Genomic DNA, 22,451 nt, shown 5'->3' with positions numbered 1-22,451 from the left:
GAGGCTCGTTCATCCCACCTTCTCAATTTTCCGCTGAAAGCGGGGAGCAGCATCATGCAAAAACTTCATTTCTTCCGCGCCGGCTTGGCCGGCGCGCTCGTCGCATTGCTGAGCGCGTGCGCGACACAATCCGGACCGACCTACAGCATGCGCGCAGTCAACGTGCCGAATCAGTCGCAGCCCCTGTTTCGCGTGACTTGCGACGGCTTGTTGTCGAGCGGCAAAGCCTGCCGTGCGGCGGCCGAAAGGCAGTGTGCCGGCAACGGCGTGACGGTGTTGGAGGCCGTCGACCGCATGCGCGGAAACGCCGCGCTGCAGGATCAGCGCGAACTCACCTTCATGTGCGGCAAGCCGGTGCCGCGGAGAGTCGAGCAGCCCGTTGCGCCGCGCCCGGCGCCCGCACCCGAACCTCGTCCCGAGCCTGTCGCGCAACGTCAGGTGCTGCTGCAAGGCAATGCCAATTTCGAGGTCGATCGCGCCACGCTGACACCGGAGGCGCGCCGCCAGCTCGACCGGTTCGTCGACGCGAACAGAGGAGTGGGGTTTCGTCGCGTGACGATCACCGGTTATACGGATTCGACAGGCTCGCTTTCGCATAACGGGCGCCTGTCGGAAGCGCGCGCGCGAGCAGTCACGACGTATCTGCGCACCAGCGGCTTGCAGGTCGGGCAATTCGTGTCGGAGGGCAAGGGGCCGGCCGATCCGGTGGCATCGAATGCGACGGCCGACGGACGCGCGCAGAACCGGCGCGTAGAGATCCAGGTCGTGCCGCAGTAACCGGGGGCGGTCTTCTTCGTCTTGCAGCCGTGCGGTGAGCGGCGCACTGGCCGCAAGGCGATTTCATACAGGAAAACTAAATTTTTTTGAGGCAGAAGTTATGGCAACGGTAAAGGCAGCGACGCGACCGTCGCGTCCGACGATCGATACGGTAATGGACAACATGCCGCCGTACACCGGCGTCATCGAGAAAGGCGGTCTGACGAACGATCCGCGTCCGACGGTAAGCGGGCGTGGCGATGCCGGATCGATCATTCACGTGCTGGTGGACGGCCGTGAAGTCGGCACGGCGGTGGTGAAGGCGAACGGCACGTGGAGCTTCGCGTTGCCGCAGTCGCTGAGCGACGGCGAATATCGGCTGACGGCTCGCGCGAGCAACGACGCGGGGTGGAGCGTGCCGTCGACGTCGTACGGGATCGTGGTGGACGTGACGCCGCCGTCGCGTCCGACGATCGAAGCGGCGACGGAAGGGACGCAGCCGACGCTGTCGGGGCGTGCGGAAGCGTATTCGACGGTCACGGTGTACGACGGCACGAAGGTGCTGGGGACGGCGACGACGGGCATCGATGGTGCGTGGACGTTCAAGCTGCCGTCCGGGTTGTCGAACGGGACACACTCGCTGACGGTGACGGCGATGGATCCGGCGGGCAACACGAGCGTCGGATCGGCGGGCTTCGACGTGACGATCGGGCCGGTGGCGCCGCCGACGCCGACCACGCAGGCGATCCTGGACGAGATGGGGCGCGACAGCGGGAGCTTCGATTTCGACCGGTTGACGAACAATGGAACGGCGGGGCGCTTGCTGAGCGGCCACGTGACGGCAGCCTTGGCGTCGGGCGAAAAGGTGCAGGTGTCGACGGACGACGGGAAGACGTGGGTGGACGCGGTGATGAAATCGGACGGCAAGTGGGTGGCCGTCGATTCGAACGCACACACAGGTAGCTGGACAGTGAAGACGCGTGTAGCGAACGACGATGGCGCGACGGGGCCGCAGAAGGCCTATGACGTCACGCTGGATGTGGCGGCGCCGGGCACTCCGGGCTCGGCCGTACGGTCGGGCAACGTGATCGACGTGTCGCTGTCCGGCACGGGTATCGTGGCGGGCGACGCGGTGAACGTGATGATCGGAGACCACCGGATTGCCTATACGCTCACGGCGGCGGACGTTGCAGCGGGACGCGTGAAAGTCACGATCCCGGCAGGAATCTCCGCGACGATGGACGAGCATGCGAGCTATGGTGTGGCACTGGTCGACATCAGTGGGAATGTTTCTGATTATCTGGTGACTCGATACGTCGAGGTCGCCGGTTCGGGGGGCGGATCGAGTGCCGGCATCGATTACAAGGTCGTCGATTTCAACGATCAAAAAGTTCGGGATTTCAACGGAAGCGCGCCGATCAACTTTGGCATTTTTACGGCGGAGTTCGCCAAGCCCATGTCAGTCAACGGCCGCGTCGTTGAACAGGGCATTCGTACTGGCAGCGGTGGCGGTTTCGGCCTGGGTACAAAACAGATCGTGCCGGAAACCGGGGCGACGGGGTTGCTGATCAACCTCACGGGCATGCCGAAGTTCCACCTCAACAACGGGGCGCGCGCGCATGCATTGACGGTTGATCTCGGGGCAAGCGTCGGAGCGACCTACGAGCGCATGACGGCCTATTTCTATGACGATGCCGGAAAGTTGGTTCATCGGCAAGACCTCTTGACCAATGGGAAAACGGCGAATGGCGAGATTCACACATATCAGGTCGTCCTGCCGGACGACTTGCTGTTCTCGTCTTTCGGCATCGGGTATTGGGCGAGCAATGGAGCATTGTCGGGCGTCGATGCGATCTGGGTCGACAATATCGGCTTCGCCGGTGGCGATTTTTCGACTATTTCTCCCGCGGTAATGCTCGATTTCAACGATCAAAAAGTTCGGGATTTCAACGGCAGCGCGCCGATCAACTTTGGCATTTTTACGGCGGAGCTCGCCAAGCCCGTGTCAGTCAACGGCCGCGTCGTCGAACAAGGCATTCGTACTGGCGGCGGTGGCGGTTTCGGCCTGGGTACAAAACCGATCGTGCCGGAAACCGGGGAGACGGGGTTGCTGATCAACCTCACCAGCATGCCAAAGTTCCACCTCAACAACGGGGCGCATGCGCATGCATTGACGGTTGATCTCGGGGCAAGTGTCGCATCGAGCTACGAGCGCATGACGGCCTATTTCTATGACGATGCCGGAAAGTTGATTCATCGGCAAGACCTCTTGGTCAATGGGAAAGCGGTGAGTGGCGAGATTCACACACATCAGGTCGTCCTGCCGGACGACTTGCTGTTCTCGTCTTTCGGCATCGGGTATTGGGCGAGCAATGGGGCATTGACGGGTGTCGATGCGATCTGGGTCGACAATATCGGCTTTTCTGGCGGCAGTTTTGCCAAATCGGACTGGGAGAAGATCGTGGAAGTCGTGCCACCGGCCGATATCCAGCACGTCATCGACACGTCCGATGCGGCTTATTACGGATCGTCGCACGGTACCGAGTTTCAGCTCGACCACGTGTCGTATTTCTCCGGCGCTTATACAGGCATCCACGGCGGCGCCGGCATCGATACGCTGAAACTGACCGGTGCGAACGAACTGCTGGACCTGTCGAAGCTGATTCACGTCGGCGGATCGAGCAAGCTTTCGTCGATCGAGATCATCGACATCACGGGTACCGGCGACAACGTGCTGAAGCTGTCGATGCGCGACGTGCTGGAATTGGGTCACGAAAACCTGTTCCGCACCGACGGCCACACGCAGATGATGGTGAAAGGCAATGCGGGCGACCGTGTCGAACTGTTGGGCATGAGCGGTCTCGATGACGGACACTGGGCGAATCAGGGGATGGTGGCCGTCGACGGCATGGCCTACGTCGTCTATGAAAATACGACGTTGAACGTCGAATTGCTGGTGCAATCTGCAGTGTCGACGCAACTCGTCTGATCATCCGCCGAGTCGGCAAGTCCCGCATCGCCGGGCCATCGCGCCGCCACCTTTTCGTGGCGGCGCGCTTGTTTCCGGCTTGCGTCAGGCCCGATCTCTCACGGCCCACTCAATGGGCGAAGCGTTTGTTTTCCGGGCACCGGTTTCACTGATTCGTTCTTGTCCTAATGGTTTCTATTTTGGTTTAGGACTTTTCATATGTTGCGTCGCGTACGTATTCCGTACAGTCGTTATCTTTCGATGACGCAACCGACGCAGCAATGCAGATCGATCGGGAGCGTTGTGCGGTCGAGCGGAGCAACGGATCGTCCCGGGTCTGCGATTCATCCCTGGTGACGCGGAAAGGCGATGCAAGCGGCAATGGGCGAGCAAGCCCCACGCGCGCTTTCCGCATGCCCTTCCAAAACGCTCTCGGCATCGACCCGGAAGCCATCGAGCCCCCTCTGACGACCTGGTCACATGGATACCCAAACCTTCAATAGCGAGAGCCCACCGGGCAGCAAAGCCGTTCTGCCCGAAATGCTCGAGCGCGACAGCCTGATGGACGCCGCGCTGTGGATCTGCGACTACTACGGTCGCGGCCGCACGCGTGAAGCATTGACGGCCGGGCTCGCGATGTCCGCGTCGTTGACGCCCTCGCTCGCGCTCGAATTGCTTGTGCAAGCCGGGTTGTCGGCGAGGCTGGTCGAGCGGAAGCTGCCGCAACTACCGGGCCATCTGATGCCCGTGCTGCTGCTGCGTCGCGACGGCGGCGCATGCGTACTGCTCGGGGAGGGCGTCGAGCGAGACGGTGCGGAAGGGGCGAGCATCGCTTACCGGGTCGTGATGCCCGAAATGGGCCGCGATCCCGTCGAATGCAGCGAAGCCGAGATCAACGACACGTACTCGGGCCATGCGATTCTCGTCAAGCCACGCGCGAAAGCCGATACCCGCGACGGCGAACCGCCGCCCGAGCCGGCCGGGCACTGGCTGCTGCGAACGCTGTGGCACTACCGAGGTTATTACGCGAGCGCCGCGCTCGGCGCGTTCCTGATCAACGTGCTCGGTCTGGCCAGCGTGTTCTTCACGATGAACGTGTACGACCGTGTCGTACCGAATCAGGCGTATGTGACGCTCTGGTCGCTCGCGATCGGAGTCGCGCTCGCGATGTCGATGGAAGCGATTTCGCGGCATGTGCGCGCGCACGTGCTCGACACGGCCGGCAAGAAGGCCGATCTCGTGCTCGGCAGCTTGCTGTTCCGCCAGGCGCTGTCGATCCGGATGGAGCGTCGTCCGGCGTCATCCGGTTCGTTCGCGCACCGGCTGCGCGAATTCGAGTCGGTACGCGATTTCGCGACGTCGGCGACGCTGTCCGCGGTATCGGATCTGCCGTTCGTCCTGCTGTTCGTCGCGGTGATTTTCGCGGTCGCCGGCCCGCTCGGCTGGGTTCCGTTGCTGATGATTCCGCTGCTCGTCGGCATCGGCGTGATCGTTCAGTGGCCGCTCGCGCGGGCGATGCGGGAGAACCTGCGCGAGGCGTCGCTGAAGCAGGGCGTGCTGATCGAGTCGGTGGAAGGGCTCGAGACGTTGAAGGCGGTCGGCGCGGAGGGCGCGATGCGGCATCGGTGGGACACGTTCAGTGCGAAGGCCGCCGCGTCGTCGATGAAATCGCGTCAATGGTCGAGCGTCGCGACGTGCATGGTGACGTGGCTGCAGCAGATGCAGACCGTCGTGATCGTGGTGGCTGGCGTCTATCTGATCGGCGCGGGCTCGCTCACGCAAGGCGCACTGATCGGTGCCGTGATGCTCGCCGGCCGCGTGACCGCGCCGCTCGGCCAGGTCATGGGGCTCGCATTGCGTTTCCAGCAGGCGAAGGCCGCGCTACGTTCGCTCAACGAGCTGATGGTCATGCCGGTCGATCACGATACCGAACGGGAATATCTCGCTCGCCCGCCGCTGACCGGTCACGTGAAGCTCGACGACGTTTCGTTTTCCTATCCGTCTGCGCCGATGCAACAGGGGGTGCCGGTTCTGCAGGCTGTCTCGATCGAGATTGCTCACGGCGAGCGGGTCGCGATATTGGGCCGGGTCGGCAGCGGGAAGTCGACGTTGCTGCGTCTGATCGCGCGTCTCTACCGGCCGACCGGCGGCAAGGTGCTGGCCGACGGGCTCGACGCCGAGCAGATCGCGCCGGCGGACTGGCGCAAGACCTTCGGTTACGTCGGTCAGGACAGTCGCCTGTTCTACGGATCGCTTCGCGACAACGTGACGCTCGGCCGCCCTCATGCGACGACGGACGAACTGCTGAAGGTGCTGAAGCTGACCGGACTCGACGAGCTTGTCGCGCGCCACCCGCTGGGCGTCGGCCTGCCGGTCGGCGAGAACGGCAGCGAGCTGTCGGGCGGCCAGCGGCAACTCGTCGCGCTTGCGCGCAGCCTGATCGCACAGCCGCGCGCATTGTTGCTGGACGAACCGACGAGCGCGATGGATACACAGACGGAAGCGGTGTTCATCGAGCATCTGCGACAAGCGACGGCCGGCCAGACGCTCGTCGTCGTCACGCATCGAACCTCGCTGCTGTCGCTCGTCGATCGGATCGTGATCGTCGATCAGGGCAAGGTCGTGATGGATGGCCCGAAGGCGCGCGTGCTCGCGGCGCTGTCGGGGCAATCCGTGCCGGGCGCGGGTGCGGCCGCGCACGATTCGCCGCGCGCGGCGATGCGTTCCGTCCGAGTCACGGAACGCGCCGAGGCCGCTGCCGACGCGCAGATCGGGGAGGCTGCGCGATGAGCGATCGATCGATATTCCGGCAGCGCCGGCGCGTGCCGCGGTTGTCCGCGCAAGACGCGGCGTTCATGGACGACGTGCGCGAAGCGCTGCTGGTGCGCTCGTCGGCCGGCGCGCAAGCCGTGCTGTACGTGGTGGTCGCCGTGCTGGTCGCGGGGCTCGTGTGGGCGCATTTCGCGCGCGTCGAAGAGGTCACGCGCGGTGAGGCCACCGTCGTGTCGCAGAGCCGCGAGCAGTCGATCCAGAGTCTCGAGGGTGGAATCGTGCGGCAGATCGCGGTGCGCGAGGGCGAACTGGTCGAGAAGGCGCAACTGCTGGCCAGGATCGATCCGACTCGCGCGGAGTCGAGTTATCGCGAATTGCGATCGAAGGCGCTCGGCCTGAAGGCGACGATCGCACGCTTGCGTGCGGAAGCGTACGGCGTGGCGCTGGCGTTTCCGGACGACGTGAAGCGCGAGCCCGCACTCGTCAGGCAGGAGACGGCGGCCTACGAGGCCCGCCGGCGCGTGATGGAGGAAGGCGTCGCCGCGCTGTCGCGCAGCCGGGCGCTGGTGTTGCGCGAGATTGCGATGTCGGAGCCGCTCGCGGCGAAGGGGCTGATTTCCGAGGTCGAGATCCTGCGCATGCGGCGACAAGCGGCCGATCTCGACGCGCAGATCGTCGAGCGCCGGAATCGCTACCGCGCCGAAGCAGGCGCGGAACTCACACGGCTCGAGCCGGAGCTGGCGCAGACGGACGAGTCGCTGGTCGGTCGCGCCGACGTGCTTGCGCGCACCGAAGTCGTTGCGCCGATGCGCGGTGTCGTGAAGAACGTTCGGGTCCACACGTCCGGTGCGGTCGTGCAGCCGGGCGAGCACATCATGGAAATTGCGCCTGTCGACGACACGCTGCTGGTCGAGGCGCGCATCAAGCCATCGGACGTCGCATTCCTGCGCCCCGGGCTGCCGGCGCTCGTTAAGGTGAGCGCATACGACTACGCGATATACGGCGGCCTGCACGGGCGCGTCGTCAGCGTCGGCCCCGACACGGTGAAGGACGAGCAGCGCGCGGCGTCGGGGCGGCCCGACGCGACGTATTACCGGCTGATGGTCGAGACCGATGCGAATGCGCTGGAGGTCGCGGGGCGGCGGCTGCCGATTCTTCCGGGCATGCAGGCGACGGTCGACGTCCGCACGGGCGAAAAGACGGTGCTCGACTATCTTCTGAAACCGATCTTCAAGGCCCGCGAGGCTTTCAGGGAGCGCTGACATGGGCCGTCGTCGACATTCCGCGCGCGACGCCGGGCGCGGGTATCTGCATGCGATGCTGGCAGCGGCGATCGCCGTCACGATGCCGATCGCCGCGTTCGCGGGGCAAGCGAATGAAAGCGGCCCCGGGGCCGACGGCATGTCGGAAGGCGTGCATGCCGCACCGGCTCGCGCGCCGGCGCAAATCGATTTCGCCGGGCGGCAGGCTCGGGAGGCACGTCAGGGTGCGGACGTCGATCCGGTCGCACCGACGCTCGCGACCGAGGCCGACGTGCGGCGCTTTCTGTACGCGGCGGCGGAGGCGGCCGTCGACATCAGCCCGCAAGTGCAACGGCTGTACGCCGAATATCAGGCCGCTCAATCGGACGTCGATCAGGCGAAGGGCGCGCGCTGGCCGCAACTGCAACTGAGTGGCCGGACGCGCTCGGCGCAGTTCGGCGCGAATGCCGGCATCGGCTACGATCCCGGCAATTCGGTCAGCGCGGATCTCACGACGACGCTGTTCGACTGGGGGCGCAACGAGAAGCTGATCGGGAGCCGCCGCGCGCTGGCGAGCGCGAACCAGGAGCGTTACGTCGCGCAAATGGAGGATTCGGCCTATCAGATGTCGACCACGCTCGTTGAGCTGGCCAAGCAACGCAATATCGCGGCGCTGAGCCAGCAATTCGTCGACCGGATGGCTCGGCTCGTGAGCATGCTCGACGAGATCGTCGCGGTCGACCGCGGGCGCGGAAGCGAACTGACGCAGGCGAAGGCACGCCTGTTGCAGGCTCAGGCCGGCCGCGACGCCGCGCTCGCGAAGTGCCGCGACGCGGAGCTGAATCTGCGCAAGCTGGCGGGCGAGCGGCCGGTGCGCGTTCCAGTGATGTCGAGCTGGCCGCTGCGGCCGGGCAACCTCGAGCGCCTGATGTCGGCGCTCGACGAGAATCCGCGTCTCCAGCAGGCGCGTGCGGAAGCGAATGCGGCCGACCTCAACCGGGACGCCGTGCGGGCGTCGTCAAAACCGCGCGTCGATTGGGTCGTCAGCACGAGTACCGGCCGCGATGCGCTTGGCCGCAGGACGCCGTGGCAGACGATGCTCACGCTGAGCTGGAATGCGTTCACGGGCGGCGCCGCGACGGCGGCGAGCGGCGCTGCCGCGTACCGGGCGCAGGCCGGCTGGCATCAGGTCGAGCAATCGCGTCTCGATCTCGAATACCAGGTGCGCAGCGCCGACCAGGACGCTCGGGAGTTCGGCGCGCGCGCCGACCAGTACCGCGATCTGACGGTGGAGTCGGATCGCGTGCGCAGCGCGTTCTTCGATCAGTGGTATCACCTCGGGCGACGCTCGTTGCTCGATGTGCTGATCGCGGAGAGCGACGACTACAACAATCGCGTCAACGAAGTCGCGTATCGCTTCGACGGATACGCAGCGACGCTGCGCGGCTACGCGTCGGCGGGAATGCTCGTTCGCTGGTTGCGCGAGGGGTGAGGCGCCGTCGCTTGTCGGCAGACTGTCGCGCGGCGTGTGCGCAACGGAGAAAGCTATGAAAGCCGAATCAATCGTAAGCCGGTTCGGGCAGGTGCAGTGCTTGCCGGCGTCCTATCTGCCGCCGCCGTACGGTTCCCGGCGCGGCGCAGTCGACGCGTTTGCACGGTCGCCGGGGCGCGCCGCGTACCCGATCGAGCGGCCTGTCGCGTGGCGCGTGGTCGAGCCGGGCAGCGCGAAGCAGCGGGCGATGCGCGCGGCCGATTTCGGCCACGACAATCTGGCATGGAGCCGTCCGTACGTGCGCCGCGGCCGGGGCCGGGCCGCGTGGGCCGCGGTGGGCGGCGCGCTATCCGGCGCGACGCTGGCGCTGTGGCTCGGTGCAATGCCGGTCGGCTCCGGTACGTTTTCGGGTGGTCCGGTCGATACGCAGGTACTGGCGACAGCGCATGCGCCGGAGCGAGCGTCCGTTGCAGGGTCTGGAGATCGTGGCGACGCGCCGCCAATGCGCGAGTTGAGTGTCGCGACTGCTCCGCTCGAACCGGACGAGCTGATCGGGCCGCACGATTTGAACGAGCGTCCCGCCGTAGTGACGCGGAGCACGCCTGACGACGGAGCGCCTCCGGGCGTATCGATCGAGCGTTCACGTATATCGGACGTGCAGGTTGCCGAGCGCGGCACTCGGCGAACGGGAACGGTGCGGATCAAGCACGCCCCGCCAGTGGTGCGCGCAACGCGCGATCCGCAGCCCGCTCTTCCTCCGCCGGCGCCCTCGCGGCATGAGGCATGCGGCGACGATTGGCCTTGCGGCGAGACGCTGCGGTCGATGCGGATCGAACTGGCGAACTGGGAAGCCGAATTGGCGCAGCGCGAGCAGGCAGATCCGCCTGACGTGCAGCCGGCCGCGTCAGGCTGGATGAGCGAACACACGCGGCTCAGTGACCGATGAGCCGCGTGGCGCCGGTCGTTGGCCGCGCGGACTGAAACTTTGCTGGCGACCTCGCCGCAAACAGGTCCGCCGGGGCGCGGCGGCCCGGGGTTTCGTTTCGACGCGGGAGCCGGATGACACCCGGACGATTTCGCGATCGGCCCGTTCCGGTGGCGAGTACGTGCGATCGGGCAGCACGTGCTGGCCGATCGCACGGGAGCATCAGCCGTTTCGCGGAAACCGGGCGCCGGGCGAACGGCCGCGGCGGCGTCATGTCATTGCAGGATCAGCCGCAGATGCGCATCGGCCTGCTCGCCGGGCGGCTTCTGGAACCCGCCCTTCGCGAAGCGGTGCCACCGGCCGATCACATAGCTGACGAGCAGGCTCGCGCGCGCGGCGGGATCGTAGTCGGCCGGCAGTACGAACGGCGTCGAGCCTTCCTGCGGCGCATTCGCCTCAGTGCGCGCGACCCGCAGGCATTGCTTGACGGTCGCCTCGATCCGGTCGAGCAGCTGGTTCACGCGCTCGGTCAGACGCTCGTCCTCGCCGACCAGCGCCTCGCCGGTCAGCACGCGGGTCATGCCCGGGTTCTTCGCGGCGAAATTGAGCATCGTCAGCGCGATCGTGCGCGCCTGTTGCACGCCGTTCGGCTCCTTCGCGACGATCTGGTTGACGAGCCCGAACAGCGCCTGCTCGATGAACTCGATCAGCCCTTCGTACATCTTCGCCTTGCTGGGGAAATGCCGGTACAGCGCGGCTTCCGACACGTCGAGCCGGGCCGCGAGCGAGGCGGTCGTGATTTTTTCGGGTTTCGGCGCCTCGAGCATCGCCGCGAGGGTCTGCAGGATCATCACGCGGCGCTCGCCCGGCTTCGGGCGCGGGCGAGCAGGTGTGGTCTGGCCTTCGGTTACGGCTTGGTCCTGCGGGTAAGTCGGCTGCATTTTTGTCGCCCCGATCGTGTGCCCAGTCGGAGCGATTTTAGCGAACGAATGCGCTGGTCGACATAAAGTGGGCGTCCGGTGCCTGGCAGGTGGCCGGGCAGGTGGCCGGTGATCCACACCGTGCCGATGCCGAGGCGCTTGTAGCGCTTCAGGTGGCCGAGCGTATCCTCGACGAGGATCGCGTCGGACGCACGGGCATGCACGGCGCGCAGCGTACGGCGCAGCATCGTGTGATCGGGCTTCGCGCGCCACGTGCGGCGGTCGCGCATGTGCTCGATCGCGATCACGCGTTCGAACAGCCGCTCGATGCGCAATTCGCGCAGCACCGCGCGCGCATAGTTCTCGGGCGCATTGGTCAGCACGAACTTGCGGCCCGGCAGCGCGGCGATGATGTGCGCGAGGCCGCGCTCGGCGCGCACCATCGCGGGAAGATCGGCGAACGTGTGGACCACGCGCAGGAAGTCGTGCGGATCGATCGGGTGATGGCGCGCGAGGCCGAGGAGCGCGGCGCCGTAGCGCTGCGTGTAGCCGGTGCGCAGGCGGTCGGCTTCGGCGCGCTCGACCTGCAGCGCGTCGATGATGTACTGCGTCATCGCGCGGTTGATCTCCGGAAAGATCGCGTGCGATGCGTGGTGCAGCGTGTTGTCGAGATCGAACAGCCAGACGGGCGAGCCGGCGTGCGGCCGGCTGCGGGAGATGCGCCGGCGTCGCAGCGACGCCGGCAGGTCGGGGCTGGATGGTTTGCGGCGCGCGCTCAATGCGAGCGGATCATCGTGCCGAACGGCTGCTCGGTCAGGATTTCCAGCAGCACCGAATGTTCGATCCGGCCGTCGACGATGTGCACCGACTTCACGCCGCTCTTTGCCGCGTCGAGCGCCGACGAGATCTTCGGCAGCATGCCGCCCGAGATCGTGCCGTCCTCGAACAGCGCGTCGATCTCGCGCGCCGACAGGTCGGTCAGCAGGTTGCCGTCCTTGTCCATCACGCCCGGGATGTTGGTCATCATCAGCAGCTTCTCGGCGTTCAGCACCGTCGCGAGCTTGCCCGCGACGAGGTCGGCATTGATGTTGTACGAGAGGCCGTCCTCGCCGAAGCCGATCGGCGAGATCACCGGGATGAACGCGTCGTCCTGCAGCGCCTTCACGACCGCCGGGTTGATTGCCTCGACTTCGCCGACCTGGCCGATGTCGATGTACTGGCCCGGGTTGTCGCGATCCGGCATCAGCAGCTTGCGTGCGTGGATCAGGCCGCCGTCCTTGCCCGTCAGGCCCACCGCGTGGCCGCCGAAGTGGTTGATCAGCATCACGATGTCCTGCTGCACTTCGCCGCCCAGCACCCATTCGACGACTTCCATCGTCTCTTCGTCGGTGACGCGCATGCCCTGGATGAAGGTGCCGGCCTTGCCGATCTTCTTCAGCGCGTGATCGATCTGCGGACCGCCGCCGTGGACGATCACCGGGTTGATGCCGACCAGTTTCAGCAGGATCACGTCGCGCGCGAAGCCTTGCTTGAGCCGCTCTTCCGTCATCGCGTTGCCGCCGTATTTGATGACCACGGTTTTCCCGTGGTAACGGCGGATATACGGCAGCGCCTCGGCGAGGATTTCTGCTTTCAGCGTGGGGGCGATCTGCGAGAGGTCGATGGGCTCGGACATGGCGGCGGCTCTGGCTGGGAACGGTTGAAACACGGCGAATTGTACAGGAGTGGCGCAGCGCAGCATCGGGTTTTTGGACGGGCCGGAACACGCGCGGCGCGGCTCGGGTACCGCGCGCGGCGGCCCGCCGGCTATGGCGCGGCGCGATGCGGGCGGCCATTCGGGCGGCGGTGCGCAGGTAGCGGCGCCGAGGTGGCTCGCGAGCGTTTACGACGGTCATCGGCCGGATGGCCGGCGTGCAAAATCCGTTCGCCGCGCTATGCTTGTCGCGTAGGGCGGTTTCACGCCCGCTTCCGCGTTTCCGCCATGACCGATCCCGCCGCCGACGCCCGTTCCGCCCCGCGCCGCGCGCGCTGCCCGCACTGCGGGCGCAGCTTCGACTGCGGCGCCCGCTCGCAGCCGTTCGAATGCTGGTGCGCGTCGATGCCGGTCTTGCCCGGCGGTACGCCGCCGGCAACCGGCGCGCGCTGCCTGTGCCCCGAATGCCTGGCCGACGAGATCGCGCAGCGGATGGCCGGTGCGGCCGGCTGACGGCACCGGCCGTGCACGCGGCGCATCCCGTTCACCAGGTTCCGATCCGGCCCCGCTAGAGGCGCTGCCCGCTAAACGGGTAAACTGCCCGGATGCAACGAATCACCACCACCGGGCGCGTCAACCTCAGTCACCTGTTCTGGCTCCGCAATCTCGCGATCATCGGCCAGCTCGTGACGATCGGCGTCGTGCAGACCTATTTCGGCGTGCATCTGCCGTTGCCGGCGATGCTGATGGTCATCGCGCTCGAAATCGTTTTCAACGCGCTGACCTGGGTGCGCGTGCTGCGCGCGCGGCCCGAGACCAATTTCGAGCTGCTCGGCCAGCTGTGGGTCGACCTCGGCGCGCTGTCCGCGCTGCTGTTCCTGTCGGGCGGCACGACCAACCCGTTCGTGTCGCTGTACCTGCCTTCGCTCGCGATCGCGGCGGCCGTGCTGCCGTGGCACCTGATGATCTGGCTCGCGGCGTTCGCGGTCGCGTGCTACGCGGCGCTCGGCTTCGACTCGGTGCCGCTCAACATGGATAATCCGGCCAACCTGTTCGACTACTACCGTACCGGGATGTGGGCGAACTTTATGGTCAGCGTCGGGCTGATTGCGTGGTTCGTCGCGCGCATGTCGAACGCGCTGCGCCAGCGCGACGCGGCGCTCGGCGAAGCGCAGGCGCACCTGCTGCGCGACGAGCGGGCGGTCGCGCTCGGCGTGCAGGCCGCCACCGTCGCGCACGAGATGGGTACGCCGCTGTCGACGATCGCGATGCTTGCCGAGGAACTGCGCGACGCGGCGCGCGCCGATCCGGGGCTGGCCCGCTACGAAGCCGACCTGAAGGTGCTCGAGGAGCAGATGACGCTCTGCACGTCGGCGCTCGCGCGCCTGCGCAGCCGCGCGAGCGCACCCGCAAGCCGCCAGCCGGTGGACGACTGGCTCGACACGTTCGTCGAGCACTGGCGCCTGCGGCATCCGCACGTGCAGTTCGAACTGCTCGGTGCGCGCCCGGCGGGCGTCGCGCTCGACGACACGGTCGCGGCCGGCCAGATCCTGACGATCCTGCTCGACAACGCCGCGCGCGCGAGCCCGCAGCGCGTGACGCTGGCCGCGAAGGTCGCGCACGCCGGCACGGCCGACGAGATCGAATTCGAGGTGTGCGACGACGGGCCCGGCATTCCGGCCGCGCTGCGCGAGTCGCTCGGCGCGATGCCGGTCGACAGCACGCAGGGCGGGCACGGGGTCGGCCTGTATCTCGCGTTCAGCGCGGCCGCGCGGCTCGGCGGCGAGATCGAACTGTCCGATGTCGTGCCGCGTGCGGCGGGCGGCAACGGGCGGGCCGGCGGGGCGGCGAATGGTCACGCCGCGGCCGGCTCGGGACAGCGTGCGGGCCAGCGCGCGTCCGAACGGACAACCGGCACGCCGGACAGCCGCGCGGCCGGCACATCCGCCGCGCGCGGCACGCGGGCCGTGCTGCGCCTGCCGGCGGTGCGCGTCGCAGCGCCGGCCGCCTCAACCAACACGTAGACGGAGAAACCACATGAGCGAGAACAATTTCCTGGTGATCGACGACAACGAGGTGTTCGCGGGCACGCTCGCGCGCGGCCTCGAGCGCCGCGGTTACGCGGTCCAGCAGGCGCACGACAAGGAGGCGGCGCTGCGGCTCGCCGCGGGCGGCAAGTTCCAGTTCATCACCGTCGACCTGCATCTCGGCGAGGATTCGGGCCTGAGCCTGATCGCGCCGCTGTGCGACCTGCAGCCCGATGCGCGGATCCTGGTGCTGACCGGCTACGCGAGCATCGCGACCGCCGTGCAGGCGGTGAAGGAAGGCGCCGACAACTATCTCGCGAAACCCGCGAACGTCGAGTCGATCCTGGCCGCACTGCAGACCAACGCAACCGAAGTGCAGGCCGACGAGGCGCTCGAGAATCCGGTCGTGCTGTCGGTCGACCGGCTCGAGTGGGAGCACATCCAGCGCGTGCTGGCCGAGAACAACAACAACATCTCGGCGACGGCGCGCGCGCTGAACATGCACCGCCGCACGCTGCAGCGCAAGCTCGCGAAGAAGCCGGTGCGGCAGTAAGCGGGCACTGGCGCCCGGCGCGTCAGCCGGGCGAGCCCGGGGTGCGCGGCAGGCTGGCGACGATCTCGCGTTTCAGCAGGAGCGTGAGCAGCGCCGAGTAGAAGACGTTGGCGAGCAGCGGCGCGCATCCGCCGACGACGATGGCGTTGGCCAGCGGCCACGGCGTTGCCGATACGCCACGCGCGACGGACTGGATGCCGAGGCTGATCGCCACGCTGGCGAGCGCGATACCCGCCAGCGTGCCCAGCCACGCGAGTACAAACGCGACGTTGTAGCGCCGCAGCGAATCCCGCCTGATCCGGCGCATGAGCGACAGGATGTCGGCGCGCGTGAGCGCGAGCAAGGCCGGCACGATTCGGCCGGCGACGGAAGGGTAGATGGTCATTCGAAGGCGGTGACGAATGCGTCGGTACTTGGCCGGAGGAGTCCAGATTATAGGGACGCACCAGCGTGCTTGCCATCAGCCGCATTCCAGGGGCAGGCACGGGCGCCGCATCGCCTGACCATGAAAAAACGGGCGACCCCGCAAGGGGCCGCCCGTTTTTCGTCGGACGCCGCGCGTGTTACAGCACGTAGCGCGACAGGTCTTCGTCCTGCGAGACTTCGCCGAGCGCACGGTCGACATACTTCGCGTCGATCGTCACGCGCTCGCCGGCATGGTTGCCGGCCGAGAACGACACTTCCTCGAGCAGTTTCTCGATCACCGTGTACAGCCGGCGCGCACCGATGTTCTCGGTCTTCTCGTTGACCGCATACGCGATCTCCGCGAGACGGCGGATGCCGTCGTCGGCGAATTCGAGCTGCACGTCTTCGGTCGCGAGCAGCGCCTGGTACTGCTTGACGAGGCTGGCGTCGGTGGCGACGAGGATCGCCTCGAAATCGTTCACCGACAGCGAGTCGAGCTCGACGCGGATCGGGAAACGGCCCTGCAGTTCGGGAATCAGGTCGCTCGGTTTCGCGAGGTGGAACGCGCCGCTCGCGATGAACAGGATGTGATCGGTCTTCACCATCCCGTACTTCGTGTTGACCGTCGTGCCTTCGACGAGCGGCAGCAGGTCGCGCTGCACGCCCTGGCGCGACACTTCGCCGCCGCTGCCTTCGTTGTTGCGCGACGTGATCTTGTCGATCTCGTCGAGGAACACGATGCCGTTCTGCTCGACGTTCTGCACGGCCTTCGTCTTCACTTCCTCGTCGTTCAGCATCTTCGCCGCTTCCTCGTCGGTGAGCAGCTTCAGCGCTTCCTTGATCTTCACCTTGCGACGCTGCTTCTTGCCGCTGCCGAGGTTCGAGAACATCGAGCGGATCTGCTCGGTCATCTCTTCCATCCCCGGCGGCGCCATGATGTCCATGCCGGCCGACGGCTGCTCGAGGTCGAGTTCGACTTCCTTGTCGTCGAGCTGGCCTTCGCGCAGGCGCTTGCGGAAGGTCTGTCGCGTCGCGTTGTTGTCGTCGTTCGCGTGGTCGGCATTGCCGCCGAAGCCCACTGCGCGCGGCTGCGGCAGCAGGATGTCGAGGATGCGGTCTTCCGCCTGGTCGGTGGCCTTGCTGCGCACCTTGCGCATCTCGGATTCGCGCGTCTGTTTGACCGAGATCTCGATCAGGTCGCGCACGATGCTGTCGACGTCGCGGCCGACGTAGCCGACCTCGGTGAACTTGGTCGCTTCGATCTTGATGAACGGCGCGTCGGCGAGCTTCGCGAGGCGGCGTGCGATTTCGGTCTTGCCGACGCCCGTCGGCCCGATCATCAGGATGTTCTTCGGCGTGATTTCCTGGCGCAGCGGGTCGGCGACCTGCTGACGGCGCCAGCGGTTGCGCAGCGCGACCGCGACGGCCTTCTTCGCCTTGGCCTGGCCGATGATGTGCTTGTCGAGTTCCGAGACGATCTCGGCAGGGGTCATGGTGCTCATGGTGCGGTCCTTACTCGATCGTTTCGATGATGCGGTTGTGGTTCGTGTAGATGCACATGTCGCCGGCAATCTTCAGCGACTTCTCGACGATCTCGCGCGGCGACAGCTCGGTGTTCTCCGCGAGCGCGCGGGCCGCGGCCTGCGCATATGCACCGCCCGAACCGATCGCGCAGATGCCTTCCTCGGGGTCGAGCACGTCGCCGTTGCCGGTGATCACGAGCGTGGTGGTGGCATCGGCCGTGATCAGCATCGCCTCGAGGCGGCGCAGCATCCGGTCGGTGCGCCAGTCCTTCGCGAGCTCGACGGCCGCGCGGGTCAGGTTGCCCTGGTGCTTCTCGAGCTTCGCCTCGAAGCGGTCGAGCAGCGAGAACGCATCGGCGGTGCCGCCCGCGAATCCGACCAGCACCTGGTTGTTGTAGATCCGCCGCACTTTCCGCGCGCCACCCTTCATGACGATGTTGCCGAGGGTTACCTGGCCGTCGCCGCCGAGCGCGACCTTGTCGCCGCGCCGGACCGAAACGATGGTCGTGCCGTGAAATTGCTCCATCTGCGTTCCTTGAGAAAAACGGGGAAGAGTCGGGCGGCGCGAGGCGCCGCCGCGTAACTCGCAGTGCGCCGGGAAGCGGCCCGGCGCGCGTCCGTTTCATTTTAGGGCGGGCGCGGGGATATCAAGAGGCGGGCGGCAAATCGGAAAACCGGCCAACCGCGAGCCGGTGCCGGAAAAACAAAAAGCGCGCGGCAGGCCGCGCGCTTTCGGGAAGCAGCGTGTTTGAGCGGAACGCCGCTCGATCAGTCGCCGAACAGCTTCTGGCGCAACTCGCGGCGCTCCTGCGCCTCGAGCGACAGCGTGGCGGTCGGACGGGCGAGCAGCCGCGGAATGCCGATCGGCTCGCCGGTTTCCTCGCACCAGCCGTAATCGCCGGAATCGATGCGGGCGAGCGACTGCTGAACCTTCTTGAGGAGCTTGCGTTCGCGATCGCGCGTGCGCAGCTCGAGCGCGTGCTCTTCCTCGATCGTCGCGCGATCGGCGGGATCGGGGACGATCACCGTCTCGCGCAGGTTCTCGGTCGTCTGGCCTGCATTCTTGAGGATGTCCGCCTGCAACTGTTCGAGCCGATTTTTGAAGAAGGCGAGCTGATCCTCATTCATGTAATCCTTGTCGCTCATCTTCAGGATTTCGGCTTCGGTCAAGAGTTTCTTCGTCATCTGCTTGCTTCTTCAATGTGCGGCAAATCGAGAGATATTGCCTGCACTTTGGGATTACCCGCAACCGCGCTTGCAATCATTTGCGATTTGCCGCCGCGGGGCCGAAAGCCTCTGGAAAACCGGTTCTCAAATACCAGGATAGGCCTGGCGCGGAGTTGCGCGCGCTGCGAACCGGTGTGCTGCGCGGCACATCGCATCGGCCGCGGCCGGGAGGCGGATTGGCGATCCGGCGCGGTTGCGATGCCCGGAAAACTGGTTCAGCAAGAACCGGGCCTGTTTGTTGCCGTACTCCAGCGGGCACGTATTGTAACTGAATCGCAAGCGGGCGCCGTATCGGGTCGATCCCCGTCGGCTGCGCCAATATCTAGAAAATATAACGCGCAAATCGCGAAAAAGCGATGACGGCGAAACCCTGCCCGAAACGGGCGCTCCGCGGCCGCCGCAACCGCCCGCGGGGCGGCCGTGCGGCGGCGTGTGCGGCGGTTGCCCGCGCGCGTCAGGCGAGACAGGCGTCGAGGCCGTCGGTGATCAGGTCCTGCGGCAGATCGACGCCGATGAACACCATCTTGTTCGTCTTCTTCTCGATCGGCAGCCACTTCGCGGCGAGGTCGCTGCCCATCATCTGATGCACGCCCTGGAACACGACCTTGCGGTCGACGCCCTTCATGTACAGCACGCCCTTGTAGCGCAGCATCCGTTCGCCATAGATCTGCAGGATGCCGCCGAGGAAGTCTTCCAGCTTGTTCGGGTCGAACGGGCGGTCGTTGCGGTACACGAACGACTTGATCTTGTCGTCGTGGTGCGCGTGGTGGTGATGGTGGTGGCCGTGATCGTGCGCGCATTGACCGTGATCGTGGTCGCAATTGGCGTGATCGTGATCATGGTCGTGATCGTGGTGGTGATGCGCGTGATCGTCCTCGGCGAGGAAGTCGGGGTCGATTTCGAGCTTCGCGTTCAGGTTGAAGCCGCGCAGGTCGAAGATTTCCTTGATGTCGGCTTCGCCAAAGTTCACGACCTTGATCGCGGCCTTCGGGTTCATGTGCATCAGGCGGTGCTTCAGGCCGGCCACGGTCTGGTCGTCGACCAGGTCCGACTTCGTGATGAACAGCCGGTCGGCGAAGCCGACCTGGCGCTGCACGACTTCGTGCTCGTCGAGCTGTGCGTTCGCGTGCTTCGCGTCGACCAGCGTGATGACCGCGTCGAGCAGGAAGTCGTCGGCGATTTCGCTGTCGATGAAGAAGGTTTGCGCGACGGGGCCCGGGTTCGCAAGGCCGGTGGTTTCGATCACGATGCGGTCGAAGTCGAGCTTGCCTTCGCGCTTCTTCGCGGCCAGGTCGCCGAGCGCGCGGGCGAGGTCGCCGCGGATCGTGCAGCAGATGCAGCCGTTGCTCATCTGGATGATCTGCTCGTTCGAATCCTGCACGAGGATTTCGTTGTCGATGTTCTCTTCGCCGAACTCGTTCTCGATCACGGCGATCTTCATGCCGTGCTGTTCGTTCAGGATGCGCTTGAGCAGCGTCGTCTTGCCGCTGCCGAGGAAGCCGGTGAGGATGGTGACGGGAGTGGCCATGTCAATCGCCTGTGGTTCGTGAATCGGGGTCAAAACCAGGATGTGCGTTTCGCCCGCTCGCACTGCCAGCCGGGGCGCACAACCATCCATTGAAACATACCTGTCAAGCCCCCGCCCGTCGTCCGAACGACAGGCGGGAATGCGAATCCGCCGGGCGCGAGGCCGCGGCCGGCGGAAGGTTACGCGCGTAGATCGGGGCGATCAGACGATTTGCAACAGCAGGCCCTTCAGATATTCGCCTTCCGGGAATGCCGCGAGCAGCGGGTGATCGACGCCCGCGCCGAGCCGCTTCAGGATGCGCGCGTCGACCTTCGCGTCGGCCGCCGCGCCCGCGACGATCTTCTGGAACAGGTCCATGTCGATCGCACCCGAGCACGAGTACGTGAACAGCAGGCCGCCCGGGCGCAGCAGCTTGAAGCCGCTCAGGTTGATGTCCTTGTACGCGCGGGCCGCGCGATCGACGCTGTCGCGGGTCGGCGCGAACTTCGGCGGATCGAGCACGATCAGGTCGAAGCGCTCGCCTTCGTCGACGAGGCGGCGCAGCGTCTTGAACGCGTCGGCGTCGAGCCAGGTCGCGCGTTCGGCGTCGAAACCGTTGGCGACGACGTTCTGCTGCGCGAGCGCGAGCGCATCGCCCGACGAGTCGATCGACACGACACGCTTCGCGCCGCCCTTGAGCGCCGCGAGCGAGAAGCCGCCGGTGTAGCAGAAGCAGTTCAGCACGTCGCGGTCGGCCGCGTACTGCGCAACCAGCGCGCGGTTGTCGCGCTGGTCGACGTAGAAGCCCGTCTTGTGGCCGTTCGGCACGTCGACGTGATAACGCACGCCGTTTTCGTTCGAGATCAGCGTCGCGGGCGGCGCGTCTCCTGCCAGCACGCCGGTCGTCTGCTCGAGCCCTTCCTTGTCGCGGATCGATACGTCCGAGCGCTCGTACACGTTCGGGCAGCCGGTCGCGCCGACGAGCGCCTTCACGATCGCGTCCTTCCATGCTTCGACGCCCGCGGCCATGAACTGGCAGACGAGCTGGCCGCGCGGCGCCGCGCCGGCTTCGGCGGTGTCAGCGACGTAGTAGTCGACGATCAGCCCCGGCAGCCCGTCGGCTTCGCCGAACACGAGCCGCACCGCGCCCGTGCCCGACACCATCGTCGTGCGGTGCGCAACGGCGCGCTGCACGCGGCGCTTGAAGAACGCGTGGTCGATCGGCTCGTTCTCGTCGAAGCTCCACACGCGCACGCGGATCTGCGACTGCGGGCTGTACGCGCCGCGCGCGAGAAAGCGGCCGTCGTGCGCGCGCACGATCACGGTCGCGCCGGGCGCGGGCTTGCCGTCGACGCGGTCGATCGCATTGGCGTAGATCCACGGATGGCGGCGCAGCAGCGATTTGTCCTTGGACGGCTTGAGGGTGACGGTTTGCATGATGAGATCGAAATGGGCCGCGCGCGAAGCCGACCGTGGCCGGTCGCCGCGCGCGGCGGGTAACACGGGACGCGCGTCAGTCGCGCTTCTTCGCGCGCGGATGCGCGCTGTCGTAAATCTTCGCGAGATGCTGGAAGTCGAGCGACGTATAGACCTGCGTGGCGGACACGCTCGCGTGGCCGAGCAGTTCCTGCACCGCGCGCAGGTCGCCGCTCGACTGCAGCACGTGCGTCGCGAACGAGTGACGCAGCACGTGCGGATGGACGTTGGCGGGGATGCCCGCGGCGAGCGCCGCGCGCTTCACGCGCTCGCGCACGACGCCCGGCGACATCCGGTTGCCGCGCACCGACACGAACAGCGGATGCGGATCGTGCTTCACGAATTCGCCGCGCACCGCGAGCCATGCGTTCAGCGCATCGATTGCCTTGCGGCCGACCGGCACCTTGCGCTCCTTGTTGCCCTTGCCGCGCACGGTGACTTCGGCTTCGGCGAGATCGAGCCAGCCGGCCGAGCGGTAGCCGTCGGCCTGCGTGTACATGACGTCGAGCCCGATCAGTTCCGCGAGGCGCAGCCCCGACGAATAGAACAGCTCGAGGATCGCGTGATCGCGGATGCCTTCGGTCGTGCCGGCGAGCGGTGCGTCCATCAGGGCCGATGCGTCGTCGACCGACAGCGCCTTCGGCAAGGTCTTCGGGCGTTTCGGCGCGCGCACCGCGGCGACCGGGTTCGCGGGCATGTCGATGCGCTGCGCGAGCCAGCGGTAGAACGCGCGCCACGCGGACAGCCGATGCGAGATCGACCGTGCGGACAGCCCGCCCGAATGTGCGCGCGCGACCGCGCCGCGCATGTCGGCGGCCGTCAGCACTTCGAGCGGCCGGCCGGCTGCAAGCTTCTTCAGTTCGTCGAGTTCGTGCGTGTAGGCGCGCAGCGTGTGCTCCGACAGCTGCCTGACGTGCTTCAGGTTCGACAGGTAGGCGGCGACCGGATCGTCTGTCATCGCGTGCG

General features: G+C 66.5%; 19 protein-coding genes. 9 read left to right on the top strand and 10 right to left on the bottom strand.

The window, feature by feature from the left end; genetic code table 11:
• The first annotated feature begins 54 nt into the window (after positions 1–54).
• The 6 genes from PQB87_RS17285 (at position 55) to PQB87_RS17260 (ending at position 10,175) form a co-directional block, all read left to right on the top strand.
• The gene (locus PQB87_RS17285) at positions 55–777 is read left to right on the top strand and encodes an OmpA family protein (RefSeq protein ID WP_111942219.1); all 723 of its coding nucleotides are present in this window, start codon (positions 55–57) and stop codon (positions 775–777) included.
• A 154-nt stretch (positions 778–931) separates the two neighbouring features.
• Positions 932–3,745 carry an Ig-like domain-containing protein gene (locus PQB87_RS17280; protein WP_489242418.1) on the top strand — a complete coding sequence of 938 codons (2,814 nt, stop codon included), beginning with the start codon at positions 932–934 and terminating at the stop codon, positions 3,743–3,745.
• Between the two features lie 459 nt (positions 3,746–4,204).
• Positions 4,205–6,514, top strand: a complete 2,310-nt coding sequence (locus PQB87_RS17275) for a type I secretion system permease/ATPase (protein WP_489242417.1) — start codon at positions 4,205–4,207, stop codon at positions 6,512–6,514.
• Complete coding sequence (locus PQB87_RS17270; RefSeq protein ID WP_489242416.1) at positions 6,511–7,758, top strand: HlyD family type I secretion periplasmic adaptor subunit; 1,248 nt, start codon at positions 6,511–6,513, stop codon at positions 7,756–7,758. Before PQB87_RS17275 ends, PQB87_RS17270 begins: the two co-directional genes overlap by 4 nt.
• A 1-nt stretch (position 7,759) precedes the next feature.
• Entirely contained in the window at positions 7,760–9,229 is a 1,470-nt protein-coding gene (locus PQB87_RS17265) for a TolC family protein (protein WP_228395616.1), read from the top strand.
• A 55-nt stretch (positions 9,230–9,284) separates the two neighbouring features.
• Positions 9,285–10,175, top strand: coding sequence for a hypothetical protein (locus tag PQB87_RS17260; RefSeq protein WP_489242415.1), 891 nt, complete (start codon positions 9,285–9,287; stop codon positions 10,173–10,175).
• A 254-nt stretch (positions 10,176–10,429) separates the two neighbouring features.
• Here the strand turns inward: PQB87_RS17260 and slmA are convergent, their stop codons facing one another.
• From slmA to argB, 3 genes are read right to left on the bottom strand one after another with little or no spacing between them, the layout of a single operon-like run.
• The gene (gene slmA, locus PQB87_RS17255; protein WP_059688334.1) at positions 10,430–11,095 is read right to left on the bottom strand and encodes a nucleoid occlusion factor SlmA; all 666 of its coding nucleotides are present in this window, start codon (positions 11,093–11,095) and stop codon (positions 10,430–10,432) included.
• Positions 11,062–11,853 (bottom strand): pyrimidine 5'-nucleotidase, encoded by a 792-nt coding sequence (locus PQB87_RS17250; protein WP_175831700.1) that lies wholly within the window; start codon positions 11,851–11,853, stop codon positions 11,062–11,064. Before PQB87_RS17250 ends, slmA begins: the two co-directional genes overlap by 34 nt.
• Positions 11,850–12,749, bottom strand: coding sequence for an acetylglutamate kinase (gene argB / locus PQB87_RS17245; protein WP_006490510.1), 900 nt, complete (start codon positions 12,747–12,749; stop codon positions 11,850–11,852). Before argB ends, PQB87_RS17250 begins: the two co-directional genes overlap by 4 nt.
• A 306-nt stretch (positions 12,750–13,055) precedes the next feature.
• Between argB and PQB87_RS17240 the strand changes: the two genes are divergently transcribed.
• From PQB87_RS17240 to PQB87_RS17230, 3 genes are all read left to right on the top strand, one after another.
• On the top strand, positions 13,056–13,280 hold the full coding sequence (locus PQB87_RS17240) for a cysteine-rich CWC family protein (RefSeq protein ID WP_059688332.1): 225 nt from the start codon (positions 13,056–13,058) through the stop codon (positions 13,278–13,280).
• Between the two features lie 92 nt (positions 13,281–13,372).
• Positions 13,373–14,791 (top strand): ATP-binding protein, encoded by a 1,419-nt coding sequence (locus tag PQB87_RS17235; protein WP_059586853.1) that lies wholly within the window; start codon positions 13,373–13,375, stop codon positions 14,789–14,791.
• A 13-nt stretch (positions 14,792–14,804) separates the two neighbouring features.
• The gene (locus PQB87_RS17230; RefSeq protein ID WP_021156278.1) at positions 14,805–15,347 is read left to right on the top strand and encodes a response regulator transcription factor; all 543 of its coding nucleotides are present in this window, start codon (positions 14,805–14,807) and stop codon (positions 15,345–15,347) included.
• A 22-nt stretch (positions 15,348–15,369) separates the two neighbouring features.
• Here PQB87_RS17230 and PQB87_RS17225 read toward each other — a convergent pair whose 3' ends face one another.
• From PQB87_RS17225 to xerC, 7 genes are all read right to left on the bottom strand, one after another.
• Positions 15,370–15,732, bottom strand: a complete 363-nt coding sequence (locus PQB87_RS17225) for a hypothetical protein (protein ID WP_502291547.1) — start codon at positions 15,730–15,732, stop codon at positions 15,370–15,372.
• 178 nt (positions 15,733–15,910) lie between these two features.
• Positions 15,911–17,254, bottom strand: coding sequence for an ATP-dependent protease ATPase subunit HslU (hslU, locus tag PQB87_RS17220; RefSeq protein ID WP_042972634.1), 1,344 nt, complete (start codon positions 17,252–17,254; stop codon positions 15,911–15,913).
• Positions 17,255–17,264: 10 nt separating this feature from the next.
• A complete protein-coding gene (hslV, locus tag PQB87_RS17215) occupies positions 17,265–17,801 on the bottom strand; it encodes an ATP-dependent protease subunit HslV (RefSeq protein ID WP_021156275.1) in 537 nt (178 codons plus the stop codon).
• A gap of 242 nt (positions 17,802–18,043) precedes the next feature.
• Positions 18,044–18,460 (bottom strand): RNA polymerase-binding protein DksA, encoded by a 417-nt coding sequence (dksA, locus tag PQB87_RS17210; RefSeq protein ID WP_006477498.1) that lies wholly within the window; start codon positions 18,458–18,460, stop codon positions 18,044–18,046.
• Positions 18,461–18,956: 496 nt separating this feature from the next.
• Positions 18,957–20,030: a CobW family GTP-binding protein gene (locus tag PQB87_RS17205; protein ID WP_059812415.1), complete on the bottom strand. Its 1,074-nt coding sequence runs from the start codon at positions 20,028–20,030 to the stop codon at positions 18,957–18,959.
• A 201-nt stretch (positions 20,031–20,231) separates the two neighbouring features.
• Complete coding sequence (locus PQB87_RS17200) at positions 20,232–21,446, bottom strand: class I SAM-dependent rRNA methyltransferase (RefSeq protein WP_027788873.1); 1,215 nt, start codon at positions 21,444–21,446, stop codon at positions 20,232–20,234.
• Between the two features lie 76 nt (positions 21,447–21,522).
• A complete protein-coding gene (xerC, locus tag PQB87_RS17195; protein WP_042972630.1) occupies positions 21,523–22,443 on the bottom strand; it encodes a tyrosine recombinase XerC in 921 nt (306 codons plus the stop codon).
• Positions 22,444–22,451 lie beyond the last annotated feature (8 nt).

This window comes from Burkholderia sp. KL41, from assembly GCF_057005415.2.
Note: the sequence above shows the minus strand (reverse complement) of the source record. Positions and strands in the feature narration are given on the sequence as shown.